17 protein-coding genes and 1 pseudogene are annotated in these 19,778 nt (G+C 69.7%); 7 read left to right on the top strand and 11 right to left on the bottom strand.

Translation table 11 applies throughout. The features are described from left to right. Window positions 1-318, top strand: a 318-nt coding sequence (locus AB0B94_RS28015; protein WP_357286938.1) for a hypothetical protein, incomplete at its 5' end; no start/stop codon positions are given. Window positions 319-450: 132 nt separating this feature from the next. Here AB0B94_RS28015 and AB0B94_RS28010 read toward each other — a convergent pair. The 6 genes from AB0B94_RS28010 to AB0B94_RS27985 form a co-directional block, all read right to left on the bottom strand. Continuing rightward, window positions 451-1,713: a sigma-70 family RNA polymerase sigma factor gene (locus tag AB0B94_RS28010; protein WP_357287142.1), complete on the bottom strand. Its 1,263-nt coding sequence runs from the start codon at window positions 1,711-1,713 to the stop codon at window positions 451-453. A gap of 4 nt (window positions 1,714-1,717) precedes the next feature. Further along, window positions 1,718-2,119: a YciI family protein gene (locus tag AB0B94_RS28005; protein ID WP_357286934.1), complete on the bottom strand. Its 402-nt coding sequence runs from the start codon at window positions 2,117-2,119 to the stop codon at window positions 1,718-1,720. Between the two features lie 104 nt (window positions 2,120-2,223). Continuing rightward, window positions 2,224-4,359 (bottom strand): alpha-galactosidase, encoded by a 2,136-nt coding sequence (locus AB0B94_RS28000; protein WP_357286929.1) that lies wholly within the window; start codon window positions 4,357-4,359, stop codon window positions 2,224-2,226. After that, window positions 4,356-5,270 (bottom strand): carbohydrate ABC transporter permease, encoded by a 915-nt coding sequence (locus AB0B94_RS27995; RefSeq protein ID WP_357286924.1) that lies wholly within the window; start codon window positions 5,268-5,270, stop codon window positions 4,356-4,358. The genes AB0B94_RS28000 and AB0B94_RS27995 overlap by 4 nt, the downstream gene beginning before the upstream one ends. Then, window positions 5,267-6,223, bottom strand: coding sequence for a sugar ABC transporter permease (locus tag AB0B94_RS27990; RefSeq protein ID WP_357286921.1), 957 nt, complete (start codon window positions 6,221-6,223; stop codon window positions 5,267-5,269). The genes AB0B94_RS27995 and AB0B94_RS27990 overlap by 4 nt, the downstream gene beginning before the upstream one ends. 21 nt (window positions 6,224-6,244) lie before the next feature. Then, window positions 6,245-7,573 (bottom strand): ABC transporter substrate-binding protein, encoded by a 1,329-nt coding sequence (locus AB0B94_RS27985; RefSeq protein ID WP_357286918.1) that lies wholly within the window; start codon window positions 7,571-7,573, stop codon window positions 6,245-6,247. 283 nt (window positions 7,574-7,856) lie between these two features. On the opposite strand from AB0B94_RS27985, the gene AB0B94_RS27980 reads away from it, so the two are divergent. Both AB0B94_RS27980 and AB0B94_RS27975 read left to right on the top strand, forming a co-directional pair. Next, window positions 7,857-9,845 carry a beta-galactosidase gene (locus AB0B94_RS27980; RefSeq protein WP_357286911.1) on the top strand — a complete coding sequence of 663 codons (1,989 nt, stop codon included), beginning with the start codon at window positions 7,857-7,859 and terminating at the stop codon, window positions 9,843-9,845. 37 nt (window positions 9,846-9,882) lie between these two features. Further along, window positions 9,883-10,659 (top strand): DeoR/GlpR family DNA-binding transcription regulator, encoded by a 777-nt coding sequence (locus tag AB0B94_RS27975; RefSeq protein ID WP_357286908.1) that lies wholly within the window; start codon window positions 9,883-9,885, stop codon window positions 10,657-10,659. A 149-nt stretch (window positions 10,660-10,808) separates the two neighbouring features. On the opposite strand, the pseudogene AB0B94_RS27970 reads toward AB0B94_RS27975, so the two are convergent. Then, window positions 10,809-11,030, bottom strand: a pseudogene (locus AB0B94_RS27970) (hypothetical protein); the annotation flags it as partial. 86 nt (window positions 11,031-11,116) lie between these two features. Beyond that, window positions 11,117-11,389 (bottom strand): DivIVA domain-containing protein, encoded by a 273-nt coding sequence (locus AB0B94_RS27965; RefSeq protein ID WP_357286903.1) that lies wholly within the window; start codon window positions 11,387-11,389, stop codon window positions 11,117-11,119. Window positions 11,390-11,718: 329 nt separating this feature from the next. On the opposite strand from AB0B94_RS27965, the gene AB0B94_RS27960 reads away from it, so the two are divergent. The 3 genes from AB0B94_RS27960 to AB0B94_RS27950 all read left to right on the top strand — a co-directional run bounded on the left by AB0B94_RS27960 (window position 11,719) and on the right by AB0B94_RS27950 (window position 14,143). Then, on the top strand, window positions 11,719-12,582 hold the full coding sequence (locus tag AB0B94_RS27960) for a helix-turn-helix transcriptional regulator (protein ID WP_357286900.1): 864 nt from the start codon (window positions 11,719-11,721) through the stop codon (window positions 12,580-12,582). Beyond that, window positions 12,579-12,791 (top strand): DUF397 domain-containing protein, encoded by a 213-nt coding sequence (locus AB0B94_RS27955; RefSeq protein ID WP_357286897.1) that lies wholly within the window; start codon window positions 12,579-12,581, stop codon window positions 12,789-12,791. Before AB0B94_RS27960 ends, AB0B94_RS27955 begins: the two co-directional genes overlap by 4 nt. Before the next feature lie 404 nt (window positions 12,792-13,195). Further along, window positions 13,196-14,143, top strand: a complete 948-nt coding sequence (locus AB0B94_RS27950) for a sporulation protein (protein WP_357286894.1) — start codon at window positions 13,196-13,198, stop codon at window positions 14,141-14,143. A 68-nt stretch (window positions 14,144-14,211) separates the two neighbouring features. Here the strand turns inward: AB0B94_RS27950 and AB0B94_RS27945 are convergent, their stop codons facing one another. Beyond that, entirely contained in the window at window positions 14,212-14,586 is a 375-nt protein-coding gene (locus AB0B94_RS27945; RefSeq protein WP_357286889.1) for a hypothetical protein, read from the bottom strand. Window positions 14,587-14,764: 178 nt separating this feature from the next. Then, window positions 14,765-16,807 carry a glycerophosphodiester phosphodiesterase family protein gene (locus tag AB0B94_RS27940; protein WP_357286886.1) on the bottom strand — a complete coding sequence of 681 codons (2,043 nt, stop codon included), beginning with the start codon at window positions 16,805-16,807 and terminating at the stop codon, window positions 14,765-14,767. Window positions 16,808-16,998: 191 nt separating this feature from the next. Between AB0B94_RS27940 and AB0B94_RS27935 the strand changes: the two genes are divergently transcribed. Next, the gene (locus AB0B94_RS27935) at window positions 16,999-17,418 is read left to right on the top strand and encodes a hypothetical protein (RefSeq protein ID WP_357286883.1); all 420 of its coding nucleotides are present in this window, start codon (window positions 16,999-17,001) and stop codon (window positions 17,416-17,418) included. 54 nt (window positions 17,419-17,472) lie between these two features. Here the strand turns inward: AB0B94_RS27935 and AB0B94_RS27930 are convergent, their stop codons facing one another. Then, a complete protein-coding gene (locus AB0B94_RS27930; protein ID WP_357286880.1) occupies window positions 17,473-19,767 on the bottom strand; it encodes an ATP-binding domain-containing protein in 2,295 nt (764 codons plus the stop codon). Window positions 19,768-19,778: the final 11 nt, after the last annotated feature.

Below are 19,778 nucleotides of genomic sequence, written 5' to 3'. Positions count from 1 at the left end.
CCGCTCGTCGCTGCCGCTCGTCGCTGCCGCTCGTCGCTGCCGCTCGTCGCTGCCGCTCGTCGCTGCCGCTCGTCGCTGCCGCTCGTCGCTGCCGCTGCCGCTGCCGCTCGTCGCTGTCGCCGCTGTCGCTCGTCGCCGTCGCCGCTGCCGCTACTGCCGCCCGCCGCCCGCCCGCTCGCTGCCGCCCGCCGCCCGCTCGCTGCCGCCCGCCGCCCGCTCGCTGCCGCCCGCCGCCCGCTCGCCGCCCGCTCGCTGCCGCCCGCTCGTCGCCGCTCGCCCGCCGCCGTGTGCCGTCGCTGCGCGCTGTCGCTTCTTTAGGTCTTGGGAGCGGGCTGGCAGGGTAGGTCTTGGACACTTTGCGTTCAGGCGGAACGGAAAGTGTCCAAGATTGCCAGCTGTGGCGGTGAAGCGGCCGGGGTCGCACCGGGCGGGACCAGTTGATTCCTGTCGTCATTCGTGATCAACGGGCTGGGTGGCCAGTCGGGCTGCCCGCATGGTCAGGTAGAGCTGTTCGGGGCGGCTGCTCGTGCGGGCGGCGGCGATCCGGTAGTCGGCGATCGCCTGGGCCTGGTCACCGGCCATCTCGTGCAGGTGGGCGCGGGCGGCGGCCAGCCGGTGGTGTCCGGCCAACTGCGGGTCGTCGGTCAGCGCGTCGAGGGCGGCCAGGCCAGCGGCCGGTCCGTGCACCATTGCCGTCGCCACGGCCCGGTTGAGGGCCACCACGGGGCTGCCGGCGATGCGTTCCAGCACCTCGTACAGCGCCAGGATCTGCGGCCAGTCGGTCTGCTCGGTGCTTGGCGCCTCGTCGTGCAGGGCGGCGATGGCGGCCTGTACCTGGTACGGGCCGACCGGCCCGCGCGGCAGGGCCCGGGTGACCAGCGCGACGCCCTCGGCGATCGCCGCCGCGTCCCAGCGGCTGCGGTCCTGGTCGGCCAGTGAGATCAGCTCGCCGGACGGCCCGGTCCGCGCCGGGCCGCGTGCCTCGGTGAGCAGCATCAACGCCAGCAGCCCGGCCGATTCGCTGTCGTTCGGCAGCAGTGTGTGCAGCGCGCGGGTCAGCCGGATCGCCTCCGCCGCGAGGTCGACGCGGCGTAGATCCGGGCCGGTGGTGCTGATGTGCCCCTCGGTGAAGACCAGGTAGAGCACCTGTCGGACGGCGATCAACCGGTCGGCCCGTTCCGCCAGCTCGGGCATCCGGAACGGCAGGCCGGATGCCCGGATGCGCTGCTTGGCCCGGCTGATCCGCTGCGCCATCGTCGCCTCGGGCACCAGGAACGCGCGGGCGATCTCGGCGGTGCTCAACCCACCGACGGCGCGCAGGGTCAGCGCCACCGCCGACGTCGGCGCGAGCGCCGGGTGGCAGCAGAGGAAGAGCAGGACCAGCGTGTCGTCCCGCTCGGTGGTCAACTCCTCGTCCGGGGCCGGCGCGTACCGTTGGTCGTCCGGATCCTGGCGGGCGACCAAGTCCTCCCGGCGGCGTCTGGCCTGCTCACCGCGGACCAGCTCGATCATCCGCCGGTAACCGACCTGGATCAGCCAGCCACGGGGGTTCGCCGGCAGCCCCTCGGTCGGCCACTGGCTGGCGGCGGCCAGCAGTGCCTCCTGCACCGCGTCCTCCGCCGTGGCGAAGTCACCGAAGCGGCGGCTGAGCACGCCGAGGACCTGCGGCGCCAACTCGCGCAGCAGGTCCTCGATGCGGGGATCGGTGTTCAGCCGCTCACAGCTCCTGCGAAGGGGCGGACATCACCGGGTGCACCTCGATCGGCATGTTCAGCGGCCGGCCACCCGGGCCGGGCGCCGTGGAGATGTGCGCGGCCAGCTCCACGGCCCGCTGCGGGCTCTCACAGTCGACGATCCAGAAGCCCGCCAGGAACTCCTTCGTCTCGGCGAACGGCCCCTCGGTGACCACCGGCGCCCCGCCCTCACCGGCGCGGACGATCCGGGCCTGCTGCGGGCCGCCGAGGCCCTGCCCATCGACCCACTCGCCGGCGGCGGTGAGCTTGGCGTTGACCTCGCCCATGAAGGCGATGTGCGCCCGGACCTCGTCCTGGGTCCAGGTGTCGATGCTCGGGAAGTCGGTCCCGGCGGCGCTGAACTGCATCAGCAGCATGTACTTCATTGTGTGCTCCTCACGCCCGCGCACCCTCGTCGGTGCTCTCACAGTGAGGTAGAGGCAGGCCCCACCGTTCTCGACACCCCGGCCGAAGATTCTCCAGAATTTTGTCAGTCGACGGCGTCGACCTCCAGCACCAGGCTCTGCTCCGGGTGCAGGGCGGGCAGCTGCACACCCACCCGGGCCAGCGCGGCCCCGCTGAGGGTGAGACCACCCGCCAGCCAGGTGGGCGGGGACAGGTCGATGCTCGCCGGGGCCGCTACGCCCGACACCTGTCGCACCCGGTACCGCCGGCCCGGGTCGAGGCCGGGCAGCCGCACCGCGCCGGGCACCCGCGTCACAGAGGTGGTCAGCCGGGCCACCGCGTACACCGCCCGGGTGTTGTCGTGATCGACCACGCCGTGCGCCCAGACGGCCGGGTCCGGGTGATCGACCCGGACCACCCGACCAGCGTGCAGCAGCGGGCGCAGCCGCTTGTGCAGCGCCACCCAGGCGGCCAGCTCGGTCTGCTCGGCGGCGCTGATCGAGGTGATGTCCCACTCGATGCCGTGGTGGCCGAAGAGCGCGGTCGCCGCCCGGAAACCCAGGTCGTGTACGCGGTTCGTGGTGTGCGAGCGTTCCGGGCCGACGTGGGTGCCGATCAGCTCCGGTGGCAGCAGCAGCCCCGTCCAGCGCTGGATGCTGAGCCGCTCCAGGGCGTCGTTGCAGTCGCTGGCCCAGACCCGGTCGGTACGCGCCAGGATGGCCAGGTCCACCCGGGCCCCGCCGGACGAGCAGCTCTCGATCTCCACGCCCGGGTGCCGACCGCGCAACTCGTCGAAGAGCCGGTAGACCGCCAGTGTCTGCCCGTGCACCCCAGGGCGGCCATGATGCCCGGCCTCGGTGAGGTCCCGGTTCTGGTCCCACTTGAGGTACCGGATGCCGGGGTGGTCGGTGAGCAGCGTGTCGAGACGTTCCAGCACATGGTCGTACGCCTCGGGGCGGCCCAGGTCGAGCACCTGCTGGTGACGCCAGGCCGGCGGTAGCCGCCCCGGCACTGCGAGCACCCAGTCGGGGTGCGCGCGGAACAGGTCCGAGTCGGGGTTGACCATCTCCGGCTCGACCCAGAGGCCGAACTGGAGGCCCTGGCCGGTGACGTGCTCGATCAGCGGTTGCAGGCCGTCCGGCCAGACGCCCTCGTCGACGTACCAGTCGCCGAGCCCGGCGGTGTCGTCGCGCCGGCCGCGGAACCAGCCGTCGTCGAGCACGAACCGCTCCACGCCGATCTGCGCGGCCCGGTCGGCGAGCGCCCGCAGCCGGTCCAGGTCGTGGTCGAAGTAGACCGCCTCCCAGACGTTGAGGGTCACCGGGCGGGGGGAGCGCGGGTGCCCGGGGCGGGCCCGGAGGTGGGTGTGCAGCACGACGCTGAGCCCGTCCAGCCCGGCGTCGGACCAGACCGCGTAGAGCAGTGGAGTCTCGTACGACTCGCCGGGGCCGAGCCGGACCTCGCCGGGGGCCAGCAGCTCGCCGCCGCCGAGTGTGGACTCGCCGGTCGGTAGACGTTCGGCGAACGTGACGTGGTCGCCGCTCCAGGCGGTGTGCACCGCCCAGACCTCACCGTGGCCGAAGCCGAACCCGGTGGTGCCCGCCACCAGCAGCAGGGTGGCGTCGTGCCCGGTACGGCCGTGTCGGCCCTCCCGGACCCAGGTGCCGTGCTGCCACGGGTGCCGCTGCGGGGACCGTTCCCGGCACCACCGGCCGGTCAGGTCGAGCAGCTCGGTGGCGACCGCCGGCACCGGCAGCACCGGTGTCAGCTCCCGCAGCTCGTACGCGTTGTCGCCGTCGTTGCGCAGCCGGTGCCGCGTGGTCAGCAGGCCGTGCGGGTCGAGCGTGATCTCGATGGTCAGAGTCAGCCCGGCGGCCGGGTCCGACGCCCGCACTGTCACCAGCGCCGCGCCGGGCCCGGTGTCGCGCACGTCCACCCCGTCGAGGCGGAAGGAGGTGGACCAGTCCCGTCCGTCGCGGTGCCCGGCCAGACCCGGTCGGCCGCTCCAGCCGGCGCTCGCCTCGGGCAGCACTGACAGCATTGTCGGCTCGTCGAAGCTGCTCGGCACCACCGGCGGTACTGTCGCGTCGCTGAGCTGACGCAGGCCGTCGTCGTCGAGGTCGCCGACGTCGCCGCCCCAGTGCACGATCCGGGGCAGCCCCGGGCCGCGCGCGTCGAGCACCAGGCTGGTCCGCGCGCGGCGCAGGTGCAGGATCGTCATCCTTTGGAGGCTCCCAAGGTCAGGCCCCGAACGAAGTGCCGCTGGAGCATAAAGAAGATCACCAGGGTGGGGATCGCGACGAGCACGCTGCCCGCCGAGACCAGGTTGTTGTCGGTGAAGAACTCACCGCGCAGGTTGTTGAGTGAGCTGGTCACCGGGAACTTGTCGCCGGTACGCATGAGGACCGTGGCCCAGAAGAACTCGTTGTAGATCCAGGTCACCTCCAGCGTCGCCAGCGCGGCCAGGGCCGGCCGGCACAGCGGCATGGTGACCTGCCAGTACTGTCGCCAGATGCTCGCCCCGTCGACCATCGCCGCCTCGTACAGGTCACGGGGCAGCGCCTTCATGTAGTTGCTGAGCACGAAGACGCAGAAGCCGCACTGGAAGGCCACGTTGATCAGGATCAGGCCCCAGTAGCTGTCGTAGAGCAGCTCCGAGTCGCTCATGAACTCCGGCAGCGGCACCTCGGTGAACAGCCGGAACAGCGGGATGAGCAGCGCCTGCTGGGGCAGCAGGTTGGCCGCGGTGAAGATTCCGAGCAGGACGAGGTTGAGCTTCCAACTGAACCGGGCGATGACGAACGCCACGCAGGAGGCGAGGAAGAGGGTGAGCAGCACCGCCGGCACTGTGATGTACACCGAGTTGAGGAAGTGCTGCCCGAACTCCGCCGTCCGCCAGGCGGTGACGTAGTTGTCGAAGGTCCAGCCGCCGAAGGAGACGTAGCCGTTCGCGGCGGTGTAGTCGTACGAGCGCAGCGAGGTCAGCACCGCCCAGGCGATCGGGAAGAGCCAGGCCAGCGAGACGGCGATGAGGAAGCCGTGCAGCAGCATCCGCAGCGGGGTCAGTTTGCGGCGGCGCGGCGGCGCGTCGGGCCCGTCCTCCGTACGCCGGGTGATTGTCGCGGTGCTCATTCCCGGTTCTCCCTCATCACGGTCGCCAGGTAGATGGTGATGAAGACCAGCGAGACGACCAGCATGATCGTTGCCAGTGCCGAGCCGAAGCCGATCCGGCTGGCCTCACCCACCACGTTCTGGGTGACCAGCGCGGAGATCAGCTCCAGCCCGTTGCGGCCCTTGTTGACCACCCAGACCAGGTCGAACGCGCGCAGCGACTCGATCACTGTCACCACCAGCACGATGATGTTGATGGGCCGCATGACCGGGAACACGACCCGGAAGAACGTCCGGCTCTCCGACGCGCCGTCGACCGCCGCCGCCTCGCGCAGGGACGGATCGACGCCCTTCAGGCCGGCGAGGTAGAGCAGCATGATGTACCCGACGTGCCGCCACCCGGAGGCGACCATCACCGCCCAGATGTTGACGTTCGAGTCGCCGTACCAGTCGATGGTGCTGCCGAAGACCGCGTTGATCAGCCCCTGGTCCCGGGAGTAGAGCAGTTGCCAGACGAAGCCGATCAGTGCCAGTGAGAGCACCACCGGCAGGTAGAGCGCGGTCTGGTAGAAGCGGCTGCCGCGCAGTTCCTTGTCCAACAGCACGGCCAGGAACATGCCGAACGGGGTGGCGACCACGAAGAGCGTTGCCAGCCAGAGCAGGTTGTGTTGGATCGCCGGTACGAACGGCGGGTAGATGTTCACCACGTCGCTGTAGTTGCGTGCGCCGACGAACTCGATCTCGTTGAGGGGGCCGATGCCGTCCCAGTTGGTGCCGGAGAGCAGCACTGTTGCTGCCGCCGGCAACCAGACGAACCCGGTGACGAGCAGCAGCGGGACGAGCACCATCAGCGTGATGACCACGCGGTCGGTGCGGGACAGGAGCCGTAGCCGCCGGCGACGACCACCTGTGGAGGTGGTCGCGGCCGGCGGCGGCACGGCGCGATCCGCTTGGATCAGGGGCAGGTCGGACACGATGTCCTCCCCCTTCCGCCGTCAGTCAGTGAAGATCGACTTTTTCTGGTTCTCAATGGACGAGGTGAGCCCGCCGATGTCCTGGGGGTTCTTGATGAACTGCTGGAGCGCCGGGATGATCACTGTCGAGGCGAAGTCCGGCCGGGTGTCCCGGTCGAGGAACTGGGCGATCTCGGTGGCCGACCCGACCAGTTCGGCTGCCTTCTTCTGCAGCGCGGTGTAGCCGCCGACGTCCGCGCCGCTGTTCGCGACGAGGACGGCCGGGTCGTTCTTCAGGTTGATGTCCGCGGCGGCCTTGCCGCCGAAGTACTCCAGCAGCTTGCGCGCGTTGTCCTCGTTCTTGGGCTTGCGGGCCATCATGTAGCCGTCGATCGGGGCGTCCAGCGCTTTCGCGCCGATGGCCGGGTCGATCTCGGGGAAGGTGAAGAAGTCGAGATCGTCCTGCTCGTCGTTGCTGAACTGCTGACCGACGAAGAGGCCGAGCAGGTACATGCCGCTCTTCTTCTGCTGCAACGACTGCGCCGCCTCCTGCCAGGTGCGGCCGAGGCTGTCCGGCTGGTGCAGGGGGAGCAGGCCGGCCCAGGTGTCGAAGACCTTCTTGACCTTGTCGGAGGTCCAGGCTTCCTTGCCGGCCATCAGGTCGATGTGGAACTGGTAGCCGTTGATGCGCAGGTTGAGGATGTCGAAGGTGCCCATCGCCGGCCAGCCGTCCTTGTCGGCGAAGGCGATGGGGATGAGGCCGTCCCTCTTCATCTGCGCGCCGAGCGCGGTGAACTGGTCCAGGGTGGTGGGCACCTGGTAGCCGCGTTGCTGCCACACCGACTTGCGGTAGAAGACCGCCCACGGGTAGTACGTCCCCGGTACGAAGTACTGTTTGCCGTCGTCGCCGGTGGATGCCTTCTTGAAGGCGTCGGAGTAGCCGGAGAGCTTGCCCCACACGTCGCTGATGTCACTGGCCAGGCCCTTCTGCGCGAAGAAGCGCATCCGGTAGCCGGCGAACCAGGTGAACACGTCGTCCGGCTTGCCCTGTAGGTAATTGTTGATGTTCTCCTGGAACGTGTTGTGGTCGACCGTATTGACAGCTACCTGCACCCCGGACGAGGTCTTGAAACCGTCGGTGATCTTGACCAGGACGTCTTTCGGCTTCGGGTCGGACTGGTTCGAGCCGAGCGACACGTCAGTGCTGGACCCGCCGGAGCCGGAGTCGTCGCCGCAGCCGGCGAGCAGGCCGGTGCCGAGCAGCGCGCCGGTGCCGGCCGCGCCGGCCAGCAGCGATCGTCGGTTGATGCCGGCGACTGAGGGCGGTACGAGCCGAGCCAGGTACTCGGCTTGGGATTGGGGACGGGACATCTGTGCCTCCTGCGGATGAGAAGGAGCTACGCCCAAGGGCCGTCAGTGTGGTGAAGGCAGGTCCGGCGTCCTGATCGCACATTGAGATCCACCGAGAATCCACATTGGCGAACACGAACGGCCATTGGGGCCTCAAGCTACCCTGCAGTCGGGCGCTGTCAAGAGGGCTGTTCGCCTCTGATAACCCAGTCGTGACACGGCCGTTACCTGGTAAACGTTGGAAAGAAGCTCGATGTTGGAACCTGTTGACTTCCATAGGTCGGCGGGTGCACCCTCAGCTGTCATGCGGCGATGGCAGGGTGACAGCATCCATTTCGGCGGCGACTACAACCCCGAGCAGTGGCCCGAGGAAACCTGGTCCGAGGACGTCGAACTGATGCGCCAGGCCGGCGTCAACCTGGTCTCCGTCGGCATCTTCTCCTGGGCGCTGCTGGAGCCCACCCCGGGGCGGTTCGACTTCGGCTGGCTGGACCGGGTGCTGGACCTGCTGCACGACGGCGGGATCCAGGTTGACCTGGCCACCGCCACGGCCAGCCCACCACCGTGGTTGGCCCACGCGCACCCGGAGACGCTGCCCCGCCGGGCCGACGGCGCGATCCTCTGGCCCGGCGGACGGCAGGCGTACTGCCCCAGCTCCCCGGTGTTCCGCGAGCGCTCACTGGAGCTGGTACGCGCGGTCGCCGGCCGGTACGCCGAGCACCCCGCCGTTGTCATGTGGCACGTCTCCAACGAGCTGGGCTGCCACAACGTGCACTGTTACTGCGATGTCAGCGCCGAGGCGTTCCGCGGCTGGCTGCGCGAGCGTTACGGCGACCTGGATCGGCTCAACGACGCCTGGGGCACCGCGTTCTGGAGCCAGCGCTACGGCGACTGGGCCGAGATCAATCCGCCGCGCGCCGCGCTGACCTTCGCCAACCCGACGCAGCAACTGGACTTCCTGCGGTTCTCCTCCGACGAGCAACGCGCCCAACTGCGCGCCGAACGCGCGCTGCTCAAGACCCTGGTCCGGCAGCCGGTCACCACGAATTTCATGATCGGCATGGCCAAGCACATGGACTACCACTCCTGGGCGTCCGACGTGGACCTGGTCTCCAACGACCACTACCTGAGCGCCGCCGACCCGCAGGCGCACCTCGGGCTGGCGTTCGCCGCCGATCACACCCGGGGCGTCGCCGGCGGCGACCCGTGGTTGCTGATGGAGCACTCCACCAGTGCGGTGAACTGGCAGCCGCGCAACGTGGCCAAGCTGCCCGGGCAACTGCGCCGCAACAGCCTCGCGCACGTAGCCCGCGGCGCTGACGGGGTGCTCTTCTTCCAGTGGCGTGCCTCCCGGGCCGGCGCGGAGAAGTTCCACTCCGCGCTGGTGCCGCACGCCGGCCCGGACACCAAGGTGTTCCGCGAGGTCTGCCAGCTCGGCGCGGACCTCAAGGCCCTCGCGGAGGTGCGCGGCGCTCGGGTGGACGCCGACGTGGCGATCCTGTTCGACTGGGAGGCGTGGTGGGGCGTCGAGCTGGATTCGCACCCCAGCGTCGACGTCACCTACACCGACCGGCTGAACGCACTGTACGGCTCGCTGTGGCGTGCCGGCGTAACCGCCGACATCGTCCACCCGTCGACCGACCTCAACCGCTACCGGCTGGTCCTGGTGCCGACCCTCTACCTGGTCCGGGACGCGGACGTCGCCGCGCTGCACCGTTACGTCGCGGCCGGTGGCACGGCGGCGGTCACCTACTTCAGCGGCATCGTCGACAGCAACGACCACATCCGGCTGGGCGGCTACCCGGGCGCGTTCCGGGAGTTGCTCGGCGTCCGGACCGAGGAGTTCTTCCCGCTGCGCGAGGGCGAGCAGGTCCACCTCGACGACGGCGGCACCGCCGACGTGTGGACCGAGTGGGTGCACCCCGACGGTGCCGAGGTGCTCGCCTCGTACACCGATGGGCCCCTGCCGGGCGTGCCGGCGCTGACCCGGCACCGGGTGGGCGACGGCGCCGCCTGGTATGTCGGCACCCGGCTGGACGAACCGGGCACCGACCGGCTGGTGGCCCGGCTGCTCGCCGAGGCCGGCGTTCGCCCGGCGGTGTCGGCGCCGTCCGGGGTGGAGGTGGTCCGCCGCCGCGACGGCGACCGGACCTGGCTGTTCGCGATCAACCACACCGACACCGAGGTACGCCTGCCGGTGCACGGCGTCGAGCTGTTGACCGGCGGACACTGCGCCGGTGAGCTGTCACTGCCGGCCGGTGAGGTGGCGGTGGTCCGTGAGGATCGGACCTGATTCTGACGACAGTCACTGCGCGAAGGAGGTTCCCCACATGCTCGCCCAGCAGCGGCAGACCGCCATCCTCGATCTGATCCGCCAACGCGGCGGGGTGCGGGTGAGTCACCTGGTCAGTCGGTTCGGCGTGTCAGACATGACGATCCGGCGTGACCTGGAGGTGTTGGCCGAACGCGGCCTGGTCGACAAGGTGCACGGCGGCGCTACCCTCGCCGGGCCCGGCTCGGCCGAGGAACCCGGCTTCGCCGCCAAGTCGATCCGGCAACAGGCGGAGAAGCGGGCCATCGCCGAGCGGGCGGCGACGATGGTGGAGCCGGGGATGGCCATCGCGCTCTCCGCCGGCACCACCACCGCCGCGCTGGCCACGCTGCTCTCCGACGTACGCGGGCTGACGGTGGTGACCAACTCGATCCCGGTGGCCGACGCGCTCTACCAGAACCCGCGCGCCGACCAGACAGTCGTGTTGACCGGTGGCATCCGCACCCCGTCGGACGCGTTGACCGGGCCGGTGGCCGAGGCGGCGATCAGCGCGCTCAACGTCGACCTGCTGTTCCTCGGTGTGCACGGCCTCAGCCCACGCACCGGTTTCACCACACCCAACCTGCTGGAGGCCGGCGTCAACCGCTGCCTCATCGGCGCGGCCCGCCGGCTCGTGGTGCTCGCCGACCACACCAAGTGGGAGACCATCGGCATCGCCACCATCGCCCCACTGGAGGCCGCCGACGTGCTGATCACCGACCGTGGGCTGCCAACCGAGGCACGCACCACGATCGGCGAACAGGTAGGCGAACTGGTGATCGTCAACGCGGCCTGAGGCCCTCGCGCCGCGCGCCCCGCGCGCCCCGCGCTGCGCCGATCTTGCATTTTCGGACGTCGAGATGCCTGCGTTGCCCCATAAGCCGCAGCAGAAAGCGCAAGATCGCCGAAAGGGGGCGGGGCCCGACCGCCTCGCTGGCCGTCGTTGGGCAGGCAGGCTCCGGCGTGGTCGGCCTGCCGCCCGCACCGGCGGTGGCCGGGCATGATCCGGTCACAGAAAACCCAATGTCGTACGTGCTGCGCGTCCTCGGCCGAAACGGTGGTGCCGCCGAGGTCGACCTGCGGCGTGGAAGCCAGGGACCGGGCGAGCATCCGCGCCAGGTCCAGCGCCTCGGCCAGGTTGGTGACCGCCACCGGCAGGTGGATCACATAGCGAGGCCTCTCCGGGTACGCCTCGACGGCGAACCGCGGCAACGGCGTGAAAAGCCCGCTGTACTGGTGCTCCCACCCCGGGCTCACGGCTGACGCCGCTCGGACCAGGCGCTCTGCCAATCGCGCAGCGCGCGCTTCACCCGGGCGTTCTCCTCGCTGAGCCGAGCCACCTCGTGGTGCAGCGTCACCAGGTCGAGCGCGACGCGGTGCAGGAACCGCCGTACCTCAGTGGGGTCCAAGCCTCGTCGGCCGAAACCGACGACGGTGAACTGCCGGTCGCGGACCTGGCTCGGGTGCAGCCGCGCCAGCCGAGCGCCGCCGTGCAGCGTGCCGTCGTAGAGCGTGCCTCGGGTCATTCATCACCTCACGCGTCGTCGATCGATGGGCGGGTCAGGGTCGCGAAGGCACCCTTTGCCGTGGTAGTTATTCGTTCAAGTCGGTTCGGAGCCGGGGTTCGCACATCCCGACGCTCTAGTTGAGACCCGACGAGAGCCGGTATGCGCCTGCCACTCGCCAGGCCGTCTCTCGTCACCTTCTCGGCTGTTGGCACAGCCGCGGTTGCCGTGTTTGCACCGGGCGTCCCCGGGGGCCGGCGATCACCTCACCCGATAGCCACGTTTCCAGTCGCCCTGAACTGGAGCAATGGTTCCTACGCGGGCCTCGCCAACGAATCGAGAGGTGAACCATGCCGCACAAACCGTTCATCCGGACCCTGCGTGCGCAGTGGCTGGGTCAGCAATTGCGAACCCTGCGGGAGGAGCGCGGGATGACGTTGAAGCTTGTCGCCGAGCATCTGCAACGGGACATGTCCGCGCTTGGTCGGTACGAACGTGCGGACTGGCCGATTCGCAAGGGTGATGTGATCGCGCTGCTGGATCTCTACGGATTTCACCACGCGGCCGAGCGGGCTCGCCTGCTGGTGCTTGCCGAGGAGGTCTGGCGCACCGACCGGTGGGACGAGGACTACGGCGACGTCGTGGACGCGTCCTTCATTGAATATCCCTGGCTGGAGGGGCGCGCGGAACAGGTCTGCTGCTTTCACCTCACCCTGGTGCCGGGGCTGCTTCAGACCCGCGAGTACGCCGAGGCCGTGATTCGTAATGCGGCAGAACCGGGGGTTACCGAAGCGACGATCAATCGCTGGGTCGAGCTTCGGATGACCCGCCAAGAGGTTCTGAGGCGACGCCGCCCACTCAAGATTTCTACGGTGATCGACGAAGCTGCGCTGCGGAGGATGGTCGGCGGGCCGGAGGTGTGGTGCCGACAGCTACACCACCTCTCGCAGGCGCAGCGACTGGGCAACGTGGCAATCAGAGTCATGCCGTTCGGCATGGCCCTGCACCAGGGGCTCGACGGTACGTTCTGGATATTCCGTCTGCCAGAGCCGTATCCTGCGGTTGCCTACGTCGAGTCTCTGGGAGGGCGGCTCTACCTAGAGTCGCCGAAGGCTGAGCGCTTCGTTCGCGCCTATGGTCGTCTGCTGGAATCTGCGCTCAGCGAGAGCGAGTCAACGAAGTTGATCACGAGCATCGCGGAGGAGTTGTCATGAGCGAGAACATCCCCTACGTCGCTTGGCACATCAGCAGCAAGAGCGACAGCAACGGCGGTAGCTGTGTGGAGGCGGGGCCCGTCCTGGACGGTTCCGGCCGGGTGGCGGTGCGCGACAGCAAGGATCGCGCGGCGGCGACCCTCGTCTACCCGGCAGGTGGCTGGATGGCGTTCGTCGACGGGGTGAAGGGCGGCGAGTTCGCACCCTGATGCATGATCGACTCGGGTTCCCGAAAGTCGGGGTGTCACCGCGACCCGGATACCCCGACCTCAGTGAATGCGGGTCAATCACCGTCGCTGGTGTCACCTTTCCGCACGCTGTAACGCGGAAGCTCGGCCCGAACTGCGCTCGGCGGCCCGTATCGGGTCGTTGAACTGATCGGTCGCCGGTCCAGGGGTGCTGCGCGGCGCAGGCCGAACGCCTGATTCGTTTGCGACATCAGCTCCAAAGGCTCGCCGACTGACATTGGCCCGACGCTGACAGTGAACGTGGAGGCCGACATCGACGGCCGAGGTGGCGCTTCACAGCCACCTCACAGGGGTCCTGGATAGGGTGCCGTTCGAGTCAACGTCCGACTCCAGCCTGGAGCGGTCGGCGTCGCACAGGAGTTCCGATGGTCTTCAAGAAGATGTTGAGCGCGTTCGGTGTGGGCGGTCCCAGCGTGGACACCGTGCTGACCAACCCCAACACCCGGCCCGGTCTGACCCTCGACGGGCAGGTCAACCTCGTTGGTGGCGACGCTGAGGCAGCCATCGAGCAGGTGGTGATCGGCCTCGTCACCCGGGTCGAGGTCGAGGGACACGACACCGAGTACGCGGGCACCATGGAGTTCCACCGCATGGCGGTCAGCGGGTCACTCGTACTCGCCCCGAAGCAGCAGCTCTCGATCCCGTTCCAGCTGCCGGTGCCGTGGGAAACCCCGATCACCGACGTGTACGGCCAGCGCCTGCACGGCATGACGATGGGTCTGCGCACCGAGTTGGCTATCGCCCGCGCGGTCGACAAGAGCGACCTCGACCAGGTGGCTGTGCACCCGCTGCCGGTGCACGAGCGGATCCTGGAGGCGTTCCAGCGGCTCGGCTTCCGGTTCAAGCACGCCGACCTGGAGCGTGGTCACATCCGGGGCGTGCAGCAGACGCTGCCGTTCTACCAGGAGATCGAGTTCTTCGCCTCCCCGCAGTACGCGAGCACGATCCGGGAGGTCGAGCTGACCTTCGTGACCAGCCAGCGCGGTGTGGAGGTCATCCTGGAGTGCGACAAGCGCGGCGGGTTCCTCAGCGCCGGGCACGACGCGTTCGGTCGCTACCAGGTGGCGCACACCGACGCTGACCGCGTCGACTGGGCGCAGGTCGTCGACGGCTGGCTGCGCGAGACCACGTCCCGTTACGGCAGCCTGCGCTCCCAGTACGGCCCCAGCCACGGTCACGGGCACAGCCGCGGGCACGGCATGGGCGGCATGGTGGCCGGAGCGGCGCTCGGCGTCGCCGGGGGCATGATCGCCGGCGAGATGATCGAAGACGCGTTCGAGGGCGACTTCGGCGACTTCGGTGGCGACGAGTAACTGGTCCACAAGCGACGACGGTGGCCTCCGGGAGTCCTCCCGGAGGCCACCGTCCTACGCGTGACGCGTCAGTGCTTGTTGCGTTCCTTGCCGGACCGGCGCGCGGAGCCGGCCTTCGACAGACCACGGCTGACCAGGTAACCACCGGTCAGAATGGTCAGGAACAGCCACGCCTGGTTCGGGTTGTTGATGTTCAGCCCGTTGGCGGTGGTGCCCTTCCAGAACGCGGCGATCACCACGAGCGCGACCGCGGCGGCGTAGACCCAGAATTCCGTCGTCAGGAACGCCTGCTTGGTCTCCGTGCCCGGCGACGGCATCGGGTCTCGGTGCCCGTCGCGCATGGACGGCATCTGCTGGGTCTGCATGTCCCGCATCGACGCGGGATTCTGCGGGTCGTTCATGGGCCGGTTCATCGGCCGGGTGGAAGCAGCCTGCGTGCTCATCTGGTCCTCCTCAGGATGCGATGAGTCGTACCTGCATTCCCTCGCCCCGCTACCGCGTTTCGGTCACGGCACGGTTCGCTTTCGTGGCGGGGACAACCCCCGACTACCCGAGGCCCCGGAGCAGGTAACACCGATCGCCGGCCGGGAAAATCCGGCCGGCGATCGGATGGTCGAGGGGTCAGCGCAGGCCGTTGCGCCTGGCCACGCTCACCAGAAGGTCCGGGTCGTCGGTGATGATGCCGTCGACGCCCAGGTCGATGACCCGCTGCATGACCGTCGCGTCATCCACGGTGTACGGGATCACCTTCAGGTTGTCGCGCGTCTGCAGGGTCCGAACGTCCGGTCCGTGGAAGTATGCCGGGTTCTCCCGCAGGTACCAGTCGGTCGAGGCGACAGTGCCCTGCCTCGGGTCGTGCACCTGCCAGTTGGCGGAAACCGTGCCAGCTCCCGCTGCCCGCGTCAGCTTGCCGAGGTCCTGGTACTTCCACCAGTCCAGCCCACCGGTCCAGGGGCTCTTCACCGACGGGTTGCCGTAGACCGCCTCCAGCGAGCACTCGTCGGCGAGGGTGACGCACTCGGCCGGACCGTACTGCCAGACAAGGCCGACAGTGCCGATGCGGCGGTCGAGCTGCTTGGCGTACGTGATGGTGCGCCAGTCGAACGACTGGATGGTGGCCCTGCTGGTGAAGCCGGCCCGCTGGATCGCGTCGACGAGCTTGCGGGTGAAGCTGCGGTACGGCTCGGTGTCGTTCACCACCGGACTGATCTTCGTTTCGATGTTCATTCCGATGTCGGTGCGGCCACTCGCCTTCACCAGGGCGAAGACCTCGTCCAGGGTCGGGATCCGGGCACCGGGCGCGGGCACCTGGGCGGGCAGTTCGGGCAGCGTCTTCGTGCCGCAGTCGACGGTCTTGAGCTGCGCCAGGGTCAACTCGTGCACCGGCTTGCCCACGTACGGGAACGTCCGGTCTCCCGGGCGCACCGGGGCGGTGTCGACGCAGTGCGACCCGTTGACGGTCCGGTCGTGCAGCACCACGAGCTTGCCGTCGGCCGTCACGTTGGTGTCCAGCTCAAGGGTGGAGATGGCCCGGTTGGACAGCGCGTTCGCGAACGCCGGCAGGGTGTTCTCCGGTCGGGTGGCCCGACCGCCCCGATGTGCCTGGATGTCGAACGGCGCGGCGTACGCCTTCGGCAGCCGGTAACCACGCTGCGCCAGCACGCCGCGCAACCGGTCCGGGTAGTCGGTGATCATGCCGTCCACGCCGTCGTCGATCAGCTTGCTCATGGTCGGCACGTCGTCGACCGTCCACGGGATCACCTTGATCCCGTAGCGGTGCGCCTGGGCGACCATCTCCTTCGTGACGTACGGCTTGTAGCCCGGGTCGGTGACAGTGCCGTTCTGCGGGGACCCGTGCACCGGCGAGAAGACGCTGACGCCGAAGCTACGGATCGCCTTGATCGGGTCGCCGCCGAAGTCGTCGATGTCCAACCCGCCCAGCCACGGCGACGCACCCGGCTGACCGGTCTGCAGGAAGTCGTAGTTGGTCAGGGCGACCAGCGGCAGCTTCGGCTCGACCTGACGCATGCGCATCAGCGCGCCCCAGTCGAAGCTCTGGATGGTGACCTGCTTGAGTAGCCCGGCGGCGCGGATCTCGGCGGCGGTGACAGTGACGAACTGCTCGCGGGGAGCCGTCTCGGTCGGTGCGCCAGCCTCGACCTTGGTCTCGACGTTGAGCTTCACATCCTTGGCCTGGTAGCGGTTGACCAGCGCGAAGACCTCACGCAGCAGCGGCATCCGGGCACCGGGGACGGCGAGTTGGCCGGGCTTGTCCGACAGTGTCTTCGAACCGCAGTCCAGCGAGCGCACCTGGGCCAGGCTCAGCGTGTTGATGTACTTCCCGACGTACGGAAACTCCGGGTCGCCGGGCGTCACCGCGGCGGTGTCGACGCACTTGGTGCCGGTGACCTTCCGGTCGTGGGTGACGACGGCCTGACCGTCCTCGGTGATCTGCACGTCCAGTTCGAGGGTGCTCACCCCGAGTTGGAGGGCGTTACCGAAGGAGGCGAGGGTGTTCTCCACCCGCAGTCCGAGGCCGCCCCGGTGGGCCTGCACGTCGAATGTCCGGTCCGGTCGTGGCTTCGCCTGGGCGGGCACCGCGAGCCCGGTCGTCACCGTCGCGGCCACCAGGGCCGCGACGGCGGTACGGCGTACTGTGCGCACGCTGTCATCCCCTCCTGCCGGCGGGCATCTCCCACCGGTCGCGGGACAGCATGGACATCTCGGGCTGCGGGCAGGCGGCCAGCGGGCGGCGTGACGGTGAACCGCCGTGGACGACCTCCCGGTCACGCCGGGTTTGGTCGCCCGGTGGCCGGGCACCCAGTCAGTTCCACAGCTTCTGCGAGGTGATGGACGTGCGTGAGGACGACATGCGGCAGGACGCCGCCCGCGAGGCCGAGGACCGGATCGCCGGTGGCGTGTACGGCAAGGGCGCCCTCGACGAGGTGACTGTGCCACGCACCGATGTGGAGAGTGAGATCCAGCGCGACGACCCCTTCGACCCGGCCAAGGAGCGGATCGACCCACAGGTGCTGCGCGACGGTGGCCCTGTCGGCGGGCAGGGCGCGGTGACCACCACCGGTGGCACCGCCGGGCCGGCGAGCGTACGCCGGGTGGCCCGACAGCCGGAGCGACACCCGGGCACTGTCGCACCGACCACCACCGGCGATGCCACCACCGGTGGCCTGAGCACACCGATGGGCGGGGGCACCAGCGACCAGTCCACGTCCGCAACGGGCCCGGCGAAGTCCGTCAGGGACAAATCGACCGACTAACCCACCCGCCGCCCCGACCGCGCGACAGCCCGGTCGGGGCGGTGAGCCTCGTGGTCAGCTCGTCGGGCGGAGGACGCCCAGGCGTTGGGTGGCGCGGGTCAGGGCCACGTACAGGTCGCTGCGCCCGCGGGGGGATTCGGCCACCATCCGGTCCGGATCGACCACCAGCACCGAGTCGAACTCCAACCCCTTGGCCTGCGCGACTGTCAACACCACCACCCGGCTCTCCAGCTCCGGATGCTCGCCGACGGCGGCCTCCGGCAGTGCGGCGGTCACCGCCGCGCCCAACTCACCCACCCGGCCGGCCGGCACGAGGACCCCGAGCCGCCCCTCGGTCAGCCCGGCCGCCTCCCGGGTGGCCTCGGCGACCAACTCCGCCGGCAACCGGCCGGCGGGAACCGTCCGGTCCCACGGCGGTACACCGCTCTCGCGCACCGAGCGCGGCGGCCGCAGTGCCGGGTCGATCTCGGCCAGTACCTCGGCGGCGACCGCCATGATCTCGGCGGGAGTGCGGTAGCTGACCGTCAGCTCGGTGAGCCGCCACCGCTGCTCCACGTACGGGGCGAGGGCGTCCGCCCACGACGGCGTACCGCTCAGCGCGCCGGTCTGTGCCACATCTCCGACGATCGTCATCGACCGGCTCGGGCAGCGGCGCATCAGCAGTCGCCAGGCCATCGGCGAGAGTTCCTGCGCCTCGTCCACGATCACGTGACCGAACGCCCAGGTGCGGTCGGCGGCGGCCCGCTGCGCGGTGGTCAGCCGGTCGGCCTCCTCCTGCCGCTCCAACAGTCGATCCGCGTCGATCAGGTCGGTCACGCCCAGGATCTCACCGCCCTCGGCCTCGTCCTCGACGTCGATCGAGCGGGAACCCCTGGCGATCTCCAGCACGCCCTCGGCGTACTCCCGTTCCATCATCCGGATGCGGTCGCGCCGGGCGGCGGCGGCGCGTTCGTCCTCGCCGAGCAGTTCGGCGGCCTCGTCCAGCAGCGGGACATCGGCCGGCGTCCAGCCACCGCGCTCACGGTGCAGCAGCGCCCGCTCGTCCTCGCTGAGCATCGGCGCGGCGGCGGCGATCCGGTCCCTGTCGGCGTACAGGTCGGCGAGCAGCCGCTGCGGGGTGAGCACCGGCCACAGCCGGTCCAGGGCGGCCTGGATCTCCGTCTCCTCGCGCAGCTCGCGGCGGATCTCGGCGCGGTCCGCCTCGTCGAGGAGGTTGTCCCCGCCGAGCGGGTCGGCGCCGATCCGTTCGGCCACCTGGTCGGCGAGCGCGTGCACGATCTCCACGTCGAACAGCGCGCGGGCCAGGTTGTGCGGTCGGCCGGCGCGACGGACCCGGTCCCGGGCCGCGCGCACGATCTCCGGGTCGAGGGTCAGCGTCTCCCGCTCGACCTCGATCTCCAGCGGCTCGTCCGGCACCCACTGCCGGTCCCGTACGGCCAGCGCCAACACCTCGGCCAGCACCTCCCGGCCCTTGAGCGCCGCCGTCTCGGCCGGCTCGGTCCGTTGGGCGCTGACCCCGGGAAAGAGATCACCCTGGGTACGCAGCAGCACGCCGGTCTCGGCCAGTGTCGGCAGCACCTGGGAGATGTAGCGCAGGAAGGTCGCGTTCGGGCCGACCAGCAGCACGCCACGGCTGGAGAGTTCCCGGCGGTGCGTGTAGAGCAGGTACGCCGCCCGGTGCAGCGCGACAGCGGTCTTGCCGGTGCCGGGGCCGCCCTGGACCACCATCACGCCCGGAAGTTCCGCCCGGATGACCTCGTCCTGCTCGGCCTGAATGGTCTCGACGATGTCACGCATCCGGCCGGTACGGCCCGCGTTGAGCGCGGCGAGCAGCGACGCCTCACCGGTCAGCTCCTCGTGGGCGCCGGGGGAGGCGGTGTCGATGTCGAGCACCTCGTCGTTGAGCCCGGTCACCTTGCGCTGCCGGGTACGTAGGTGCCGGCGACGGCGTACGCCCTGCGGGTTGGCGGCGGTGGCGAGGTAGAACGGGCGGGCGGCGGGTGCCCGCCAGTCCATCAGCAGCGGGTCGTAGTCACCACTGGTGTCGAAGATGCCGATCCGGCCGATGTAGCGGCGGGAGTCGTCGTCGCCGTCGAGACGGCCGAAGCAGAGCCCGTTCTCCACTGCGGAGAACTGTTCGACCTGATCGGCGTACATCGCTACCGAGCTGTCGCGCTGCGAGCGATCCTGGAGGGTGCCGCCGGTGTTGTGCAGCTCGGCGGTGAGCCGGTGGGCGGCCTGCTCACGCAGCTCGTCCAGCCGGTTGTAGAGCATCGAGACGTACTCCTGCTCGCGACCGATCTCGTCGTCGAGCGGCAATTCGCCGGAACCGCCGGAGTGCCTTGACAAGCCGTCTCCCT

Origin of the sequence: Micromonospora sp. NPDC048986 (genome assembly GCF_040649335.1) — a bacterium.
GTDB classification, from domain to species: Bacteria; Actinomycetota; Actinomycetes; order Mycobacteriales; family Micromonosporaceae; genus Micromonospora; species Micromonospora alfalfae.
The sequence above is the reverse complement of the archived record's forward strand: the minus strand, read 5'-3'. Positions and strand labels throughout refer to the sequence as shown.

Excerpts from the sequence above, each read along its gene's own strand:
- AB0B94_RS28005 (WP_357286934.1), bottom strand. The coding sequence starts at position 2,119 with ATGAAGTACATGCTGCTGATGCAGTTCAGCGCCGCCGGGACCGACTTC.
- AB0B94_RS28000 (WP_357286929.1), bottom strand. The coding sequence starts at position 4,359 with ATGACGATCCTGCACCTGCGCCGCGCGCGGACCAGCCTGGTGCTCGAC.
- AB0B94_RS27995 (WP_357286924.1), bottom strand. The coding sequence starts at position 5,270 with ATGAGCACCGCGACAATCACCCGGCGTACGGAGGACGGGCCCGACGCG.
- AB0B94_RS27985 (WP_357286918.1), bottom strand. The coding sequence starts at position 7,573 with ATGTCCCGTCCCCAATCCCAAGCCGAGTACCTGGCTCGGCTCGTACCG.
- AB0B94_RS27980 (WP_357286911.1), top strand. The coding sequence starts at position 7,857 with ATGCGGCGATGGCAGGGTGACAGCATCCATTTCGGCGGCGACTACAAC.
- AB0B94_RS27975 (WP_357286908.1), top strand. The coding sequence starts at position 9,883 with ATGCTCGCCCAGCAGCGGCAGACCGCCATCCTCGATCTGATCCGCCAA.
- AB0B94_RS27965 (WP_357286903.1), bottom strand. The coding sequence starts at position 11,389 with ATGACCCGAGGCACGCTCTACGACGGCACGCTGCACGGCGGCGCTCGG.
- AB0B94_RS27960 (WP_357286900.1), top strand. The coding sequence starts at position 11,719 with ATGCCGCACAAACCGTTCATCCGGACCCTGCGTGCGCAGTGGCTGGGT.
- AB0B94_RS27955 (WP_357286897.1), top strand. The coding sequence starts at position 12,579 with ATGAGCGAGAACATCCCCTACGTCGCTTGGCACATCAGCAGCAAGAGC.
- AB0B94_RS27950 (WP_357286894.1), top strand. The coding sequence starts at position 13,196 with ATGGTCTTCAAGAAGATGTTGAGCGCGTTCGGTGTGGGCGGTCCCAGC.
- AB0B94_RS27945 (WP_357286889.1), bottom strand. The coding sequence starts at position 14,586 with ATGAGCACGCAGGCTGCTTCCACCCGGCCGATGAACCGGCCCATGAAC.